Source organism: Actinophytocola xinjiangensis (assembly GCF_001921215.1).
Taxonomy (GTDB): domain Bacteria; phylum Actinomycetota; class Actinomycetes; order Mycobacteriales; family Pseudonocardiaceae; genus Actinophytocola; species Actinophytocola xinjiangensis.
On sequence record NZ_MSIF01000007.1, the window covers coordinates 195,572 to 212,643 of the forward strand.

Sequence of the window (17,072 nt, forward strand, 5' to 3'; positions counted from 1 at the left end):
CTATCCACGTCGTGTCCGTTCCTCGGAGCTGTCCCGCCGGTCCCCGGAGTCCGGTGCGAACAGGTCAAGAAGTGAGTCGATGTCGTCGGCGGCCGTCGAGGCCGCCGGTGGTGGTGTCGCCGCCGGCGCGTCCTGGCCGGTCCCCAGCCGTTCCCGCAGACAGGCCGCCTGCTCGGCGACCGTGGTGTAGCGGAACAGGTCGGTGATGTCGATCAGCGCGGGGAAGCGCTGGTCGTAGAGCTTGAGCACGGCGGCGGTCAGCAGCGAGTTGCCGCCAAGCGCCGCGAAGTCGTCGTGGACGTCGATGGCGTCGATGTCCAGTGCCTGCGCCCAGATCTCGGCGACGGCCCGCTCGGCGTCGCCGACCTCGTCCAGCCCGTGCAGCACGACCTGGCGTCCGCCCGCCGGACGGGACGTGGCGGTGGTGCGGGTGGGCCGGGCGGCGGTGCGGGCGCGGCCGGGCATCACCGAGGACGGCAGGTCCCGGGCGCCCAGCAGGGCGCTCAGCAGCGCCAGCGCCTCGGCGGTGTCCAGCGGGGGGAACGCCTCGTCCTCGTCGGCGGCGTCCATCCGCCGGGCGATGCCGGTCTCCCGCCACGCCGGCCACTGCACGCTCAGTGCGGTCAGGCCCTCGCCCGCGCGGCGGTCGGCCAGGCCGTCGAGCACCAGGTTCGCCGCCGTGTAGTCGGCCTGGCCCTGGTTGAGCAGCAGCGTGGCGATGCTGGAGAACAGGACGAAGAAGTCCGGCTCGTCGACCAGGGTCGCCTCGTGCAGGTGCACCGCGCCCAGCGCCTTGGGCCGGTAGACGCGCAGGAACTCGGCGGTGTCCTTGGTGTACAGGAAACCCGCGCCCGGCCGCCCGGCCAGGTGCAGCACGCCGCTGACCCGGCCGTGCCGTTCCCGCACGCCCCGGATGGCCGCGTCGACCGCGTCCTGGTCGGCCAGGTCCAGCCGCAGCACCTCGAACGCGTCGAGGTCGGCGGCCAGCGCCGTCCACTCCGGACGGGTGCGGTCGGTGTCGTCCGAGCCCAGCAGCACCAGCCGCCGCGCGCCCCGCCGGGCCAGGTCCCCGGCGACGACGGTGCCCAGGTCACCGGTCCCACCGGACACGACGATCGCGCCGTCGGCCGGCAGGGGCCGGGCGGCACCGCCGACCGTCACCGGGTGGCGGAGCACGTGCGGCTCGAACGGTGTGCCGTCGCGGTAGAGCAGCAGCGGCGGCCGGTCGGCGCCGCCGGCCTCGGCCACCAGCGCGGTCGAGGCGGTGGCCCAGTCGGTGTCGACCGCGCGCAGGCCCAGGGTGGCGTACTCCAGGGCGGCCACCCGCATCAGGCCCAGCACGCCGGCCTGGCCGGGGTCAAGGCCGGTCTCCTCGCCGGTGACGGCCAGCGCCTCGCGGGTCAGCGTGACCAGCCCGCCGGTGAACGTCCAGCGCTGGGCGGAGACCAGCGTCAGCAGCGCGAGCGCCCGCTCGACCGGCCGGGCCACGCGGTCGGCCATGGTCGTGTCGTCCCCGGTCGGCCAGCAGGCCAGCACCCCGAGGGCGAACTCGCGACCGGCCTCCGGGCCGGGGGCGGTGTCGGGGTCCGGGACGTGCACACAGTCGTAGCCGGCGCTGGCGAACGCGCCGGCCAGCTCGCCGGCCGTGCCCAGGAGCAGGACCGTGCCCCGGCCCCGGTGCGCGGCCGGCCCGTCGGCGGGCCGGAACCGTTGGACGTACCCGTAGTCGCCGCCGCGCACGGCCGCGCCCTCGGCTGACTTGACGCAGTAGTTGTCGACCGACAGCAGCACCCGCCCGGCCGGGTCGGTGACGGTGACGTCGAAGGCGTGCAGCGTGCCGTCGACCGACTCCGGACGCTTGCGGAAATGAGCGAGGACCCTGGCCGGCAGCGAGTCGTGGACACGCAGCGTGCCGTAGGAGAACGGCAGGTAGAGCCGCTGCTGGTCGTAGACGTTGCTCGGCGCGTTGATCACCGTGTCGAACAGCGAGGGGTGCAGGGCGTAGTCGGCGATCTCGGCCTGGTAGGCCGCCGGCAGCTCGAACTCGTAGAGCAGCTCGTCGGCGGACTCGTCGGCGCGGCCGCCGAGCAGGGTCGCCGTCCAGCGGTCGCTGACCTCCAGGCCCTTGGCGCTGTCGAACTCGGTCGGTTCGACCAGCTCCCGCGACAGCCGCGCCCCGAGGACGTCGAGGTCGACCGGGGCCGGCGCGTCCTGGCCGGGGCCCAGCTCGGCGGTCGCGTTGACCACCCACTCGTCGCCGTCGCCGGCCCGGCTGGCGACGGTCACCGACACGTCGTGCGCGCCGTGGTCGAGGACCAGGTGGACCTCCCGATCCTGGCCGTCGGGGACCGCCAGCGGCGCCGCGAACTGGACGCGGCGCAGCGTCAGCGCGGGCCCGGCCAGGCCGAGCCGGCGGGCCGCGGACACCATCATCTCCACCAGGCCGGTGCCCGGCAGCACGCTCACGCCGTGGATGCGGTGCTCGGCCAACTCCCAGCGCCGCCGCGGGCCGAGCCGGCAGATCACCAGGTCACGGCCCAGCGACCGGACGAACGTGGCGTCGTCGAGCAGTCCGCCGCCGGCCCGGTCGGCCTCCACCCAGCAGCGGGTGCGCTCGAACGGGTAGGTGGGCAGCGGCACCCGGCGGGCGCCGTCGCGGGCGAGGTCACGCCACGCCAGGTCGGCGCCCCGGACGTAGCGGTCGGCCAGGCCCCGCAGGATCTCCCGGTCGGTGGTCGAGCGGGCCGCCAGCTCGCTGGCCTCGCGGTCGAGCTGGTCGCGTTCGGCCGCGAGCAGATCCCGAGGGTCGCGCTTGTCGACGGCCAGCCGGAACTCGCCGGTGCGCACGTCCGGGTCGTCCCCGCCGGCCAGGAACCGCGTGAGCAGCGCGCCCAGCTCCTCGGTGGACCCGAAGACGAACGCCGCCCGCACGCCGTGGTGCAGCCGCCCGGTGGACGCGGTGAACGTGAGGTCCGCCGGGTGGACGCCGCCGGTGGTCACGACGTCCCGGTAGCTCTCGGCCAGCCGGTGCAGGGCCGTCGGGGTCCGCGCGCTCAACGGCAGCAGGTGGCAGTCCGCCGGGCGCTCCGGGGCCTGGTCGCGGGGCGGCACCGGGTCGGGGCCGCGCACCACGAGGTGGCAGTTGGTGCCGCTGAGCCCGAAGCTGTTGATCCCCGCGTACAGCGTCTCCCGCTCGTCGGCCGGCCACGCCACCGTGCGGTCGTTGACGAACAGGGCCGTCCCGGGGAAGGAGATGTTCTGGTTGGGCTCCTCGAAGTTGAGGCTGGCCGGCAGGGTCCGGTGACGCAGCGAGAGCACCAGCTTCGCCAGCCCCGCCAGGCCCGACGCGTTGTCCAGGTGACCGATGTTGGTCTTGACCGTGCCGATGCCGCAGAACTGTTTGCGCGCGGTCTGCCGGGAGAACGCCCGGTCGATGCCGCTGATCTCCACCGGGTCACCCAGCCTGGTGGCGGTCCCGTGGGCCTCGATGAAGCTGATCTGCTCGGCGCCGACGCCCGCGTCGGCCAGCGCCTCGGTGATCAGGTCGGCCTGGGCCTGCGCGTTGGGCGCGGTGATCCCGTTGGACGCGCCGTCCTGGTTGACCGCGCCGCCCATGATCACGGCGTGCACGTGGTCGCCGTCGCGCCGCGCCCGCTCCAGCGACTTGAGCACGAACACCACACAGCCCTCGGCCGCGCTGGTGCCGTCGCACTTGCGGTCGAACGTGCGGGTGTGCCGGTCACCGGCCAGGGTGTCGCCGATGTCGATGGTGCCCACCCCGGACTCGCCGTCGGCGTCCACCGGCACCAGGTCACACTTCACCGCGCCGACGATCGCCAGCGAGCACTCGCCGTTCTGGATGGCCCGGTAGGCGGTGTAGGCGGCCACCAGACCCGACGAGCAGGCGGTGTCCACCAGCAGCGACGGCCCCCGCAGGTCCAGCAGGTAGGCGATCCGGCTGGCGATCATCGAGCGGATGTTGCCGGCGACGGCGACCTCGGAGGCGTCCGGCGTGATCGCCCGCACCATCGCCCGGTAGTCCTCGCCGAAGTCGGCCGACATGCCGGCGTAGACCCCGACCCGGCCGCCGCCGAGGTCCGCGCTCAGGTAGCCGGAGTCCTCCAGCGCGGCCCACGCGGTCTCCAGGAAGACCCGCTGGTTGGGGTCGATCGCCTTGGCCTCCTGGCGCGAGAGCGAGAAGAACCGGTGGTCGAACTCGTCGAGGCTGGGCAGCCGGGTGCCGCCCGCGTAGCGCTGCTCGGCGATGGGCAGCGGCACCCCCCTGGCGGCCAGGTAGGCGTCGATGTCGGCGCGGCGGCGCGCGGACAGCCCGCCGTAGAACTCCTCACCGCGCAGCAACCCCGACCAGAACTCCGCCAGGTTCGCCGCGGCGCCGATCCGCCCGCTCATCCCGATGATCGCGACGGGTTCGGCCTTGCGTCGCGGGCTGGAGCGGGTGACCCGGACGTCGGAGTCGTCCGGCAGCCGGGTCAGGTCGAGGTCACCGAGACCGAGCAGGGAGGTCATGCGCGGTGGGCCTGCGCGGTGGCGAGCAGCCCGGCGTCGCCGGTGCGGCGCAGGATCGTGTCGAGCCGGTCGCGCTGCTCGTCCTCGGGCACCCGCTTGGTCGCCATGATCGTCGTCAGCAGCTCGACGGCCTCGCGCCGGTCGTCGTCGGACAGCTCGGCGCCGTCCTGGGTGGCCTGGTCGAGCTCCTGGAGCCGGCGGTAGGGCGCGATGACGCCCTCGCGGTACTCGTCGTTGTCGAAGTTGCGGTTGCGGGTGGCGGCCGCGGCACCCATGCACAGACCGACCAGGCTCGGCTCGCGCCGCTTGGCCTCCACGACCCGCGCCACCGCCGCGTACACGGCCTCGGGGTCCTCGTCCAGGTTGAGCACCTCGCCCGAGCCGACCACCGGGACCAGCATCTTCTTCAGCACCTGCTTGGGACCGACCTCGATCCACAGCCGGGTCCTGTTGGCCACCAACGCGTCGGTGATCTCGCTCCAGCGCACCGGGCTGGTCAGCTGCACGGCCAGCGCCCGGCGGATGGCCGCCGGGTCCTCGTGCGGCCGGCCGGTCACGTTGCTGTACACCGGAATCCGGGGCTCGGTGATCTCGACGGCGTCCAGGGCCTCGGTGAACACCGGGAGCGCGCCGGCCATGTGGGTGCTGTGGAAGGCACCGGCCACGTTCAGCTTCGCGACCTTCGCGCCCCGGTCCTCCAGGTAGGTGGTCAGCTCCGCGAGGTCCTCGGTGGTGCCGGACAGGACGGTCTGGGTCGGCGAGTTGTAGTTGGCGACCTGGACGTCGTGACCCTCGGCGTTGAACTCGGCGACGTGCCGCTCCACGTCGGCGACCGGCACCCGCACCGCGGCGACCATCCCGGTGGCGCGCCGCGCGGCGCAGGTCTCCATCGCCTCACCGCGCGCGCTGACCAGCCGCACGGCGTCCTCGAAGGACAGTGCGCCGGCGGCCAGCAGGGCGGTGATCTCCCCCAGGCTGTGGCCGGTCATGGCCGTCACCGGGACCTCGCGGCCCTCGGTCAGCACCTCGTACAGGGCGTAGCTGAGCACCAGCAGCGACACCTGAGCGTGCCGGGTCCTGGTCAGCTCGGCCGGCGGCGCGGTGAAGCACAGGTCCGGCAGCGAGTAGCCGAGGAGGTCGGAGGCCCGCGCGAACCGGTCACGAACGGCGGCGTGCTCGTCGTACCAGTGCTTGCCCATGCCCGTGAACTGGGAACCCTGTCCCGGGAACACGATCACCAGATCGTTCATAACTGGACCTTCTCCTTCGCCACGTGGGGCCGCCCTGGTTCGGTGTCAGCCGGGTCTTCGGGCGCGGTGTGCGCACCCAACGCGCCCAGGAGCCGGAGATGGCCGCTCAGCAGGCGTTCCGCGTGCTCCGGGTCAAGATCGCGTCCGTGGTCGAGCGTCAGCGTGGCCGGTTCGGCCAGGTCAACGCCGAGCACGAGGTCGAAATGGCCGAGCAGGTCGGCCTCGCCGGCCCGCGCGGTGTCCACACAGGCCACGGTGACCTCGCCGCCGGATCCCCGGTGCGGGGCGAGCCGGTCCAGGCCGACGCGGTCCACGCTGTCGAGCTGGGCGCGGTAGTCGTCGAGGACCTGCGCGATGTCGGTGCGGCCGGCCAGGTTCAGCCGGACGACGGCCGCGCCGCGCGGACCGTCCACCACGCACAGCGTGACGTCCTCGCGCCCGAGCAGCTTGCCGAGGGTCACGGCGAGGGTGACGTTGGTCAGCGCGACCGGGGTCCCGGCGCCGTCGGCGCTCAGCCGGCGCAGCGCCAGCCTGGTCCGCTCGGGCAGTTCGGCGCTCACCCGGCCGTCGGATCCACCGTCGGTGAACCAGTCGGCCGGCAGGCGCAGACCGATCCCGGAGATCTGGGCATCGGTGAAGGCACGCCGGTCGAGGTGGTGGCGCAGCCGGGAGATCGTCGGGTTGGCGAACAGGTCGCTCACGTCGAGCATGCCGGGGAACAGCTGGTGCAGTTCCTCCAGCAGCAGCACCAGGCTGAAGGAGTTGCCGCCCAGGTCGAAGAAGCTGTCGTCGTAGCCGATCCGCACGTCGCCGAGCACCGTGCGCCAGGCCGCCACCAGGTCCGCGGTGATGCCCGACGGCGTCTGGGTGTCGGGCTCGGGGGCGTCCGGCGCGACCGAGGCGAGCGCCGCCCGGTCGACCTTGCCGCTGGTGGTCATCGGGATGTCGGCCACCTCGGTGAGCGTGGCCGGGACCATGTAGTCGGTGAGGCTGCCGGCCAGCCACTCGCGCAGCTCCTCCGGCGTGACCGACGCGTCGTCGAGCACCCGGTAGAAGCCCCGCATGACCTGGGCGCCGCCCGGCGCGTCCTGGACGATCACGGCCGCGGCGGCGACCTGGTCGTGGCCGGTGATCGCCAGCTCGATCTCGCCCAGTTCCACCCGGTAGCCCCGGATCTTGACCTGGTCGTCGACCCGGCCCAGGCAGTGCGCCTCGCCGTCGCGCCACAGCGCGCGATCGCCGGTGAGGTAGATCCGGCCCTCGCCGAAGGGGTTGTCCCGGAAGCGTTCCGCGGTCAGGTCGGGCCGGCCGACGTAGCCGGGCGACACACCGTGCCCGCCGATCCACAGGTTGCCCGGCGTCCCCTCCGGCAGCAGCCGCAGCTGGTCGTCGAGCACGAGGAACGTGGTGTTGGCGATGGGCGTGCCGATGCTCACCGGCCCGCCGTGGGACAGGTCCTTGACGCTGGACCAGATACAGGTCTCGGTCGGGCCGTAGACGTTGTACACGCCCAGCGACGGGTGCTCGCCCAGCGCGGGCAGCAGGTCCTGCGGGAAACCCTCGCCACCGACGACCAGCTTGTCCAACTGGGACAGTGCGGTGTCGGCCGCCGACGGGTCGGCGAACAGCAGCCGCAGCCGCGACGGGGTCACCTGCAGGTAGTCGACCCTGCCCTGCGTGACGAACTCGGCGATCCCGGCCGGGGTCCGCACCCGCGTCTCGTCGGCCAGCACCACCGTGCCGCCGGTGACCAGCGTCAGCAGGGTCTCCAGCAGGAAGATGTCGAACGAGGGCGTGGTCAGGCAGGCCACCGCCCGGTTCTGCTCCCAGCCCAGCTCACCGGGCAGGCCGACCAGGAAGTTCGCCAGCGCTCCCCTGGTCTGCGTCACGCCTTTGGGCGCGCCGGTCGAGCCGGAGGTGAAGATGACGTAGGCCAGGTCACCGGCCTCGGCGGGCACCGGGGTGGGGATCCCCGGCGGCGGCGACTGCGGCGGGGTCAGCGCCCGGTCACCCAGGTCCAGCGCCTCGGCCAGCTCGGCCGGGCAGACCACCAGCACCGGCTCGGCGGTGTCGATCATGGTGCGCAGTCGCCGGACCGGGTCGTGGACGTCCATCGTGTGCCAGGCCGCGCCCACCCGGCTGACCGCCAGCATCAGCACCAGCAGCTCCGGCGAGGGTGGCAGCGCCAGCCCCACCACCGCGCCCCGGCCGACACCGCGCCCCTGGAGCAGCGCCGCGTAGCGCTCGACCCGGTCGGCCAGCTCGGCGTAGGTGATCTCCGCGCCGAGGTAGCGGATCGCCGGCTGCCCGGTGTGCGCGGCGAAGGCCGCGTCGAGCAGCTCCGCCAGCTCCGGCACCGGCTCGACCACCGGGCCGGTGCCCTGGGCCAGCAGACGGTCCCGGGTGGCGGGGTCGACCTGGAGCAGGTCGCCGACCGTCCGCTCGGGGTCGGCCACGACCGCCGCCAGCAACACCGTGTACTGGTCCACCAGGTCGGCCATCCGCGCCCGGTCGTAGACCGACGAGTGGGTGAGGTCGCCGTACAGGCCACCGTCGCGTTCGGTCAGCTCGAAGTTCAGCGCCAGCATCGAGTGCGGGACACCGAAGTCCTCGCTGACGGCCGTCGCGTCACCGAAGCGGTGCACCCGGCCGCGCGCGTTGGTGAAGGTGAACATCACGTCGAACAGCGCGTTGCGGTGGTACTCGCGGGCCAGGTCCAGCTCGCCGACCAGCTCGTCGTAGGAGTACGCCGCGTGCTCGACGGCCGTCAGGCTCAGGTCACGCACCTCGCGCAGCAGCTCGGCGACGGTGGCCTGCGCCCGGGGGCGGATCCGCAGCGGCAGCGACTGGGCGAACATCCCGACGGTCTCGTCGAACGACCCGCTGACCCGCTGGTCCAGCGGGACACCGACGCACAGGTCCTCGGCGCCGGTGGCCTTGGCCAGCAGCACCGACCACAGCGTCAGGTGGAACACGAACGGCGTGGTCCGCGCCCGCTCGATGACCCCGGCGCTCGCCCGGTGCAGCTCTGGGTCGACGCGGAAGTAGTAGTGGTCGCCGCCGAAGTCGTTGACCACCGGGTGCGGCGAGTCGGTCGGCAGGCTCAGCGCCGGGGGCAGGGTGGCGAACTGGTCGAGCCACCACCGGCGGTGCTCGTCGCGGCCGGGTGCCAGCGCCGCGCCGGCCTGGGCCCGCACGTACCCGGCGTAGCCGGTGGAGGGCACCGGGGGCAGCGCGCCGTCGGCGAGGTGGGCGGCGAGGTCGTTGAGGATGATGTCGACCGAGGCGCCGTCGGCGATGATGTGGTGCAGGCAGAGCACCAGGTGGTGCGTGCCGTCCTCGTCGACGACCACGCCGTAGCGCCACAGCGGCGCGGTCGCCAGGTCGAACGGGCGGTTCATCACCTCGACCACGTCCTCACGCGTGTGGTCGAACAGGTGCCGTTCGGGGACGACCGTGTCGGCCACCCTGGCCCGGATGTCGGTGGCGTCGATCTCGTAGTGGGCGCGCAGCTTCTCGTGCCGGGCGGCGACGGCCGCGAACGCCGCGTCGAGCCGCTCCAGGTCCGGGGGGCTGTCGAAACGCAGGCCGACCAGGATCTGGTACGCCTCGTTGCCGCCGCGCATCCGCGACAGCACGTAGACCCGCTTCTCCTGTTCGGACACGGCGTCGGTGTCCGTGACGGTCAGCCCGATCTCGCCCCGCGCGGCGGTCGACCCGGCGCGGCGGAAGTCGAACCCGCCCGCGCGCAGGTCGTGCACCGCCGCCCGGATCGCCGCCAGGATGCGGTCGCGGTGCTCGGTGGTGTGCGCCAGGGAGAAGTAGGCGGTGCGCCGCTCCCAGATGTAGATGCCGTGGTGCATCAGCAGCTTGAAGAACAGGTTGAGGGTGAACGCCAGGTCCGACATGTCGCGCGGGACGACCGTCTCGAACCGGTACTGCGAGGCGAAGTGCACGACCCGCAGCGGAACGTCGTCGGCCTCGAAGTAGGCGTTGGCCAGCCGGGCGAACTCGGTGGTGAACTCGTTGAGCGCCGGCAGTTCCACCGCGCCGTTGTCCCGCAGGTAGGTCAGCACGGCCTTGCAGGAGGCCATCGCCAACGGGTGCTTGCAGAACGTGCCGGCGAAGAACGTCGTCGGCACCGCCGGCACCGTGTCGTCCACATCGGACCACGCGCCGCCGTCGACCGCGTCCAGGTACCGGCGTTTGCCGGCGACGATGCCGATCGGCATGCCGCCGCCGACCAGCTTGCCGTACAGCGACATGTCCGACTCGACACCGAAGTACTCCTGGGCGCCGCCCAGTGCCACCCGGAACCCGACGACCATCTCGTCGAAGATCAGCGCGATGCCGTGCTCGGTGCAGATCCGGCGCAGCTCGTGCAGGAACTCGCGGGGTTGCACCGACGGGTTGCGGGTCTGCACCGGCTCGACCAGCACGGCCGCCAGGTCACCGCCCAGCGCCCGGATGCGGTCCAGGGCCTCGGGGCTGCCGTAGGTGAGCACCACCGTGTCGTCCACCATGGACTGGGGGATGCCGATCGAGGTGGGGATGCTCTCCTCGCCGTCGGCCTCGGCCAGCACGCCGTCGGAGCTGCCGTGGAAGGAGGAGATGAACCGCACGACCTTGTCCCGGCCGCTGACCGCGCGGGCCAGCCGCACCGACACCATCACCGCCTCGGTGCCGGTGTTGCAGAACGCCACCCGCTCGGCGCCGGCCAGCTCGTGGATCAGCTCGGCGACCTCACCGGCGTCGCGGTTCTGCGGGCCGAGCTCGTAGCCGGTCTCCAGCCGCTCGCGGACGGCGTCGACGATGAAGTCGGGCTGGTGGCCGAAGAAGTGGACGCCGTAGCCGATGGCGGTGTCCACGTACTCGTTGCCGTCGATGTCCCAGAACAGCGCGCCCTTCGAGCGCGCGGAGACCATCGGGTAGACCGTCTCCTTGAGGCTGGGGTTGAAGTTCAGCGAGGCGATCCAGTCGGCGAGGGTCTCGCGGTGCTCGGCGGTGTAGTCCCGGGAGTTCGGGGTCCGCGCGGTGTACCGGGCGACGAAGTCGCGGACGAAGGCCGCCTGCTGGTCGGTGAGCCGGTCACCGGCCAGCTCGATGTTGTTGGTGTGGCTGCCGACGCGGCGGGTGGGCCGCTGCTGGCGGGCGGGGGCCGGGGCCTCGGGGGCGGGCGCCGGGGCGGCGGCGGAGAGCACCTTCAGCTGCTGCTCCATGATCGCCAGCTGACCCCGGATGACCTCCTCCAGCGGCGAGCTCGCGGCGGCGGGGGCCATTGCCGGGACCGGGGCCGTTGTCGGAACCGGGACCGGCTGGGCGACAACGGGTTCCGGTGCCGGCTCGGGTTCGGCCGGCCGGTTCTCCTGGACGAAGTCGACCAGCAGACCCGGGGTGTGCAGCGACTCGAAGAACGCCCGGATCGGGATCTCGATGTCGTAGCGGTCCTCCAGGCGCTTGCCCAGCTGGACCAGCATCAGCGAGTCGATACCCAGCGAGAACAGCTGCTCGGACTCGTCGATGGCCTCGGCCGACACGCCGGTGATCTGGGTCAGGCACTGGCGCACGAAGTCGCTGACCGCCGCCCGCTGGGCCGTCCGGTCGACCGTTGGCTCGACCGTGCGCTCGACCGTGCGTACCGGTTCCGCCGGGCGGGACACGGTGGCGGGAGCGGGGTTCCCGTCCTTGTACCAGACCCGCTGGCGGTCGAACGGGGTGTGCGGCAGGTCGCGGACCAGGTTCCCCCGCTCGCCGGGCAGCGCGGCCCAGTTCAGGTTCCGGCCGTGGCGCCACAGCTCGGCGGCGCCGTCGAGCACCTGCCGCACGTCGGGGCGGCCCTTGCGCAGGCTGGTCACCACGACCACCTCGTCGGGGAACCGCTGGGCGATCAGCCCGCCGACCGTCGCGGTCGCGCCGATCTCCACGAACACCCGGGCGCGGTCGGCCACCGCGGTCTCCACCGCCGTCGCGAACAGCACCGGCTCGGTCAGGTGCTCGCTCCAGTACCGCGCGCCGATCGGCTCGGCGGTGTCGACGAACGCGCCGGTGCGCGCCGAGATCCACCGGATCGCCGGCACCTCGAAGTGCTGGTGGCGGATCTGCTCGTGGAGCTGCTCGGCCGCGCCGGCCATCATCGGCGAGTGGTAGGCGTGCGAGACGTCCAGCCGCTCGACGAAGATCCGCTGCTTGCGGGCCGCCTTCCCCAGCGCGGCCAGGCTCGCCGCCGGCCCGGCGACGGTGACGTTCTCCGGCGCGTTGACCGCCGCGACGGCCACGTCGGGGTGGGCCGCCAGCAGTTCCCCGGCCCGCTCCGGCGAGCACAGCAGGGTCGCCATCCCGCCGTCGCCCGCCTGGGCCGACACCGCCCGCGCGCGCCGGGTGACCAGCACGACGGCCTGGGTCAGGCTCATCACCGAGGCGAAACACGCGGCCGCGTACTCGCCGATGCTGTGCCCCAGCACGGCGTCCGGGGTGATCCCCAGCTCCCGCCAGTAGCGGGCCAGCGCCAGCTCGGTGGCGAAGATCATCGCCTGGGTGTGTCCGGCCGAGCGGAAGACCTCCTCGTCCTGGCCGAACATCGCCTCGACCGGGGACACGTCCCCGACCCGGCGGAACTCGCGGTCGATCGCGTCCAGCTCGCGCCGGAACGCGGGCGCCGCGTCGTAGAGTTCGCGGGCCATCCCCGGGTACTGGGTGCCCTGGCCGGAGAACACGAAGACCAGTCCGCCGTCAGTACGCTCGGGCGCCGGCGCGGCCAGCGCCGCCTCCACCGCCGCCGGGATGTCCTCGACCGTCTCGCACACCAGCGCCGCGCGGTGGCGCAGCGCGGAGCGCCGCTCCCCCAGCGTGTGCGCGAGGTCGCCGAGGTCGGCGGTGCCGCCCCACGCGGCCAGGTCCGCCAGCGCGGTGCGCAGCGCCGGGGCCGACCTCGCCGACAGCGGCAGCAGCCTGGGCCCGGTGGACGCCGGCCGCGGCCGGGCGATGGCGCGGTGCTCCTCGACGACGATGTGCGCGTTGCTGCCGTTGATGCCGAAGGAGCTGATGCCCGCGCGGCGCGGACCATCGCCCGCGGCCCAGTCGGTGCGCTCGGCCACGACCTCGATGGGGATGTTGGCCCAGTCGATCAGGTGGTTGCCCTCACGGAAGTGCAGCGTGGCCGGCAACTGGCCGTGGCGCATGGACACGATCACCTTGCACAGCGCGGCCATGCCGGCCGCCGCCTCCAGGTGACCCATGTTCGACTTGACGCTGCCGATCCGCAGCGGCGCGCGCCGGCCCTGGAACACCCTGGCCAGCGCGTTGACCTCCTGGGGGTCACCGATCGGCGTCGCCGAGCCGTGGGTCTCCACATAGGACACGTCGTCGATGCCGACGCCGGCCTGGGCCATCGCCGCGCGCACCACACGCTGCTGGGCGGTGCCACTGGGCACGGTGAACCCGCCGCCCTGGCCGTTGTGGTTGATCGCCGTCCCGCTGATCACCGCGAGCACGTCGTCGCCGTCGCGTTCGGCGTCCGAGAGCCGCTTGAGCACGACCACGGCCGCGCCCTCGCTGCGAATGTAGCCGTCCGCGCCGTTGTCGAAACTGCGGCAACGACCCGTCGGCGACAGCGCCTGGAGCCGGGAGAACGACAGGTGCCCCTCGGGGCTCAGGATCAGGTTCACCCCGGCCGCCACCACCAGGTCGCAGCTGCCCAACCGCAGGTCCTGGGCGGCCTGGTGCACCGCGTACAGCGACGAGGCGCAGGCCGCGTCGATCGCCGTGCTCGGCCCGTCGAAGCCATAGCAGTAGGAGATCCGGCCGGCCGTCGCGTTGGCCATGTTGCCGGTGTAGGTGTAGCGCTCGGCCGGGAAACCGAGGTTCTTGCCCACCTGGAGGTAGTCGTTGGCGAACACCCCGACGACCACGCCGACCCGGCGGTCCCGCCCGGCGCTGTCCGGGGCCAGGCCGGCGTCCTCCAGCGCCTCCCAGGTCAGCTCCAGCAGCAGCCGCTGCTGCGGGTCGATCGACTCGGCCTCGGCCGGGGAGATGTTGAAGAACAACGGGTCGAACTGGTCGACCCCGTCGAGGTAACCGCCCTGGGTGGTGGTCACCTCGGACAGGTCGAGGTCACTGTGGTCCCAGCGGCCCGCCGGCAGGTCGCCGACCAGGTCGACCTGGTCACGCAGCGCCGCCCACAGCTGGTCGCGGTCGTTGACGCCGCCGGGCAGCCGGAACGCCATCCCGACCACGGCGATCGGCTCGGCCGGGGAGATCTCCGCTCGCGGGCGCTCGGGCTCCTCGTCCAGGGTCACCTGGCCGGCCGTGCCGGGGTCCAGCCGCCGGGACAGCTCCTCGACCAGGGCCGAGGCCGTCGGGTGGTCGATGATGAAGGTGCTCTCCAGCGTCACGCCCAGTTCGGCCGCCAGGCCGCTCTGCAGCTTGACCAGCTGCAACGACGTGCAGCCCAGCTCGAACAGGCTGGTGCCGTAGGCGTCGGTGTCCAGCTCGACGCCGATCCCCAGGGCGCCCGCCACCTGGGCGGAGACCAGCTCCGGCAGCGCCACCGCCTTCCTGGCGGGGGTGGCCCGCGGCTCGTCACCGGCGGGCGCGGTCAGCTCGGGCAGGTCGATCACCGTGCCGCGCTCGCCGAGCACCGGGTGCCAGTCGACGTCCACGCCGAGCACGTGCGCCTCGGCCAGCGCCGCGGTGAAGTGCTCCAGGCTCTGGCCGTCGCGGCGCAGCGAGTTGACCACCGGCGCGTCCACGCCGGCGGACTCGGCGCTCTGCCGGATCGCCATCGTCAGCACCGGGTGGACGCTCAGCTCGACCAGCGCCGGGTACCCGTCGGCGAGCAGGGCCTTCACCGCCCGCTCGAACAGCATCGGCTGGCGCAGGTTGCGGAACCAGTACTCGGCATCGAGGGTCGCCGTGTCGACCGGGCCGCCGGTCACCGACGAGTAGTACGGCAGCGTCGAGGTCGAGGTCGCGACCGTGCCCAGCGCGGCCAGCAGGTCCGCGCGCAGCGCCTCCACCCTCGGCGAGTGCGCGGCCAGCGGCACCGACATCACGTCGGCGTACACGCCCTTGGCCCGCAGCCGCGCCACCACCTCGGCCAGCACGTCACTGTCACCCGAGACCACCGAGGACCTCGGCGCCATCACCCCGGACACCACGACGTCGCCCCGGCCATCGAAGTGGGCCAGCACCTCGTGCTCGGGCAGGGCCACCACGGCCATCCCGCCGCCCAGCCCGGTCAGCGCGGCCTGGGCCCGGCTCCACAGCACCGCCAGCCGCGCCGCCTCGTCCAGCGACATCGCGCCGGACACGAAGGCCGCGGCGACCTCGCCGATGCTGTGCCCGACGACCGCGTGCGGCCACACGCCGTGCGCGCGCCACAGCTCCGCCAGCCCGACCATGATCGCGAACAGCACCGGCTGGAGGACGTCGGTGATCTCGTAGTGCGCCGGGTCCTCGGCCCGCAGCACGTCGAGCAGTGACCAGTCCACGTGCGGGGCGATCGCGTCGGCGCAGTCCCCCACCGCGCGGGCGAACACCGGAGCGGTGTCCAGCAGCTCCACCGCCATGCCGGGCCAGATCGCGCCCTGACCGGGGAAGACGAACGCGGGACGGGTCCGGTCACCGGCCGCGCCGACGATCACCCCGGCGTCCTGCTCGCCGATGGCCAGCGACCGCAGCCGGTCGGTGCCGCCCAGGACCACCGCGCGGTGGCGGCGGGCCGGGCCGGCCTCGACCAGCGTGCGCGCCACGTCCCAGGGGTCGGTGTCCGCGCCGGACAGGCGGGTGTGCAGCCGGCCGGCGAGCGCGCGCAGCTCCCGCTCGGTCGCCGCGCCCAGCAGCCACGTCGGGGTGGGTTCGACGGTGGGTTCGACAGCGTTCATGGCGCGACCTTGTTCTTCCTGGCGTACCGCTGGTACGCGAAGTCGGCGATCATGATCTGTTGCAGCTGCGAGGTGCCCTCGATGATCTCGAGGATCTTCGCCTCGCGGTACAGGCGCTCCGCCGGATAGCCCGACCAGCAGCCGTTCCCGCCGAGCACCTGGACCGCGTCGGCGGTCGCGCGCTGGGCGATCGTGGAGGAGAAGTACTTGGCGACGTTGGTCTCCATGGCGGCGCTCGCGCTGCGCTCGGCACACAGCCGCCCGGCCCGCCGGCACAGCTCCCGGGCGGCGGTCACCGAGGTGAGGGCGTCGGCGACCATCCGCCGCACCAGCTGGTGGTCGCCGATCGGCGAGCCGAACTGCTCGCGCCCGGCGGCGTAGGAGCACATCTGCTCCAGCGCGGCCTGCGCCAGCGCCACCCCGGCCCACGCGATGCTGTAGCGGCCGTGGAACAGCGCGGTGTTCACCACGAAGCTGAACCCGGCGCCCACACTGGACACCAGGTTCTCGCCGGGGACGACCACGTCGGTCAACAGCACCTCGGCGATGTGCGTGGCCCGGTTGCCCAGGAAGCCCGACATCGGCCGGATCACCACCCCCGGGGTGTCCCGGTCGACGAGGAACGCGCTGGTCACGCCGTTGTCGGTGGCGATGACGAGGAACACGTCGGCGATCCCGGCGAACGAGATCCACCGCTTGTGTCCGTTGAGGACGAACCCGTCGTCCTTGGCCAGGTAGGTCGTGGCGACCGCCGCCGCGTCCGAGCCGGCGCCCGGCTCGGACAGCGCGAAGCAGCCCAGCCGGGTGCCGCGCGCCAGGTCCGGCAGGTACTTCTCCTTGAGCCGGCGCGAACCCAGCTCCAGCAGCGTCTGGCACACCAGCGAGGTGTGCACGGTCATCAGCGCGCGGGTCGAGGCGCAGGCCTTGCCGACGACCTCGGTCAGCTCACCGTAGGCCAGCGGGTCCAGGCCGAGGCCGCCCCAGCGTTCGGGCACGGTCGCGCCGAGCAGGCCGAGCTCGGCCATCCGGGTGATGATCTCGCGGGGCAGGCGTTCGGTCCGGTCGAACTCGGCCGCCCGGGGGGCCAGCACGGTCTCGGCGAACGCGGTGACCTCGGTCAGGAGGTCGTCAGTCACCGGTCGCCGTCCGAAGACGCGCCACCAGGTCGGCCATCCGGCTCACCGAGCTGAAGTTCTTGAGGGTGATGCCGTCGTCGGGCACCTCGACGTCGAAGGTGGACTCGATGTAGTGCAGCAGCTGCATCGCGAACATCGACGAGACGAAGCCCTGCTCGAAGATGTTGTCCTCGTCGCTGAACTCGACGTCGGCGAACGCGGTCATGTTCGCCCGCAGGTAGCCCCTGATACTGGCCGGTACGTCGGTGACCCCGGTGTTTGCCATGTGCGCCTTCGCC

The 17,072-nt window shown here is 73.0% G+C and carries 5 protein-coding genes; all 5 read right to left on the bottom strand.

What is annotated here, in order from left to right; translation table 11 throughout:
* From BLA60_RS17035 to BLA60_RS17055, 5 genes are read right to left on the bottom strand one after another with little or no spacing between them, the layout of a single operon-like run.
* Complete coding sequence (locus tag BLA60_RS17035; protein WP_075133872.1) at positions 1-4,527, bottom strand: SDR family NAD(P)-dependent oxidoreductase; 4,527 nt, start codon at positions 4,525-4,527, stop codon at positions 1-3.
* A complete protein-coding gene (locus BLA60_RS17040; RefSeq protein WP_075133873.1) occupies positions 4,524-5,777 on the bottom strand; it encodes an ACP S-malonyltransferase in 1,254 nt (417 codons plus the stop codon). Before BLA60_RS17040 ends, BLA60_RS17035 begins: the two co-directional genes overlap by 4 nt.
* Positions 5,774-15,658 (bottom strand): hybrid non-ribosomal peptide synthetase/type I polyketide synthase, encoded by a 9,885-nt coding sequence (locus tag BLA60_RS17045; RefSeq protein WP_075133874.1) that lies wholly within the window; start codon positions 15,656-15,658, stop codon positions 5,774-5,776. Before BLA60_RS17045 ends, BLA60_RS17040 begins: the two co-directional genes overlap by 4 nt.
* Positions 15,655-16,794 (bottom strand): acyl-CoA dehydrogenase family protein, encoded by a 1,140-nt coding sequence (locus BLA60_RS17050; protein WP_075133875.1) that lies wholly within the window; start codon positions 16,792-16,794, stop codon positions 15,655-15,657. The genes BLA60_RS17045 and BLA60_RS17050 overlap by 4 nt, the downstream gene beginning before the upstream one ends.
* Positions 16,787-17,059, bottom strand: coding sequence for a phosphopantetheine-binding protein (locus BLA60_RS17055; protein WP_075133876.1), 273 nt, complete (start codon positions 17,057-17,059; stop codon positions 16,787-16,789). The genes BLA60_RS17050 and BLA60_RS17055 overlap by 8 nt, the downstream gene beginning before the upstream one ends.
* Positions 17,060-17,072 lie beyond the last annotated feature (13 nt).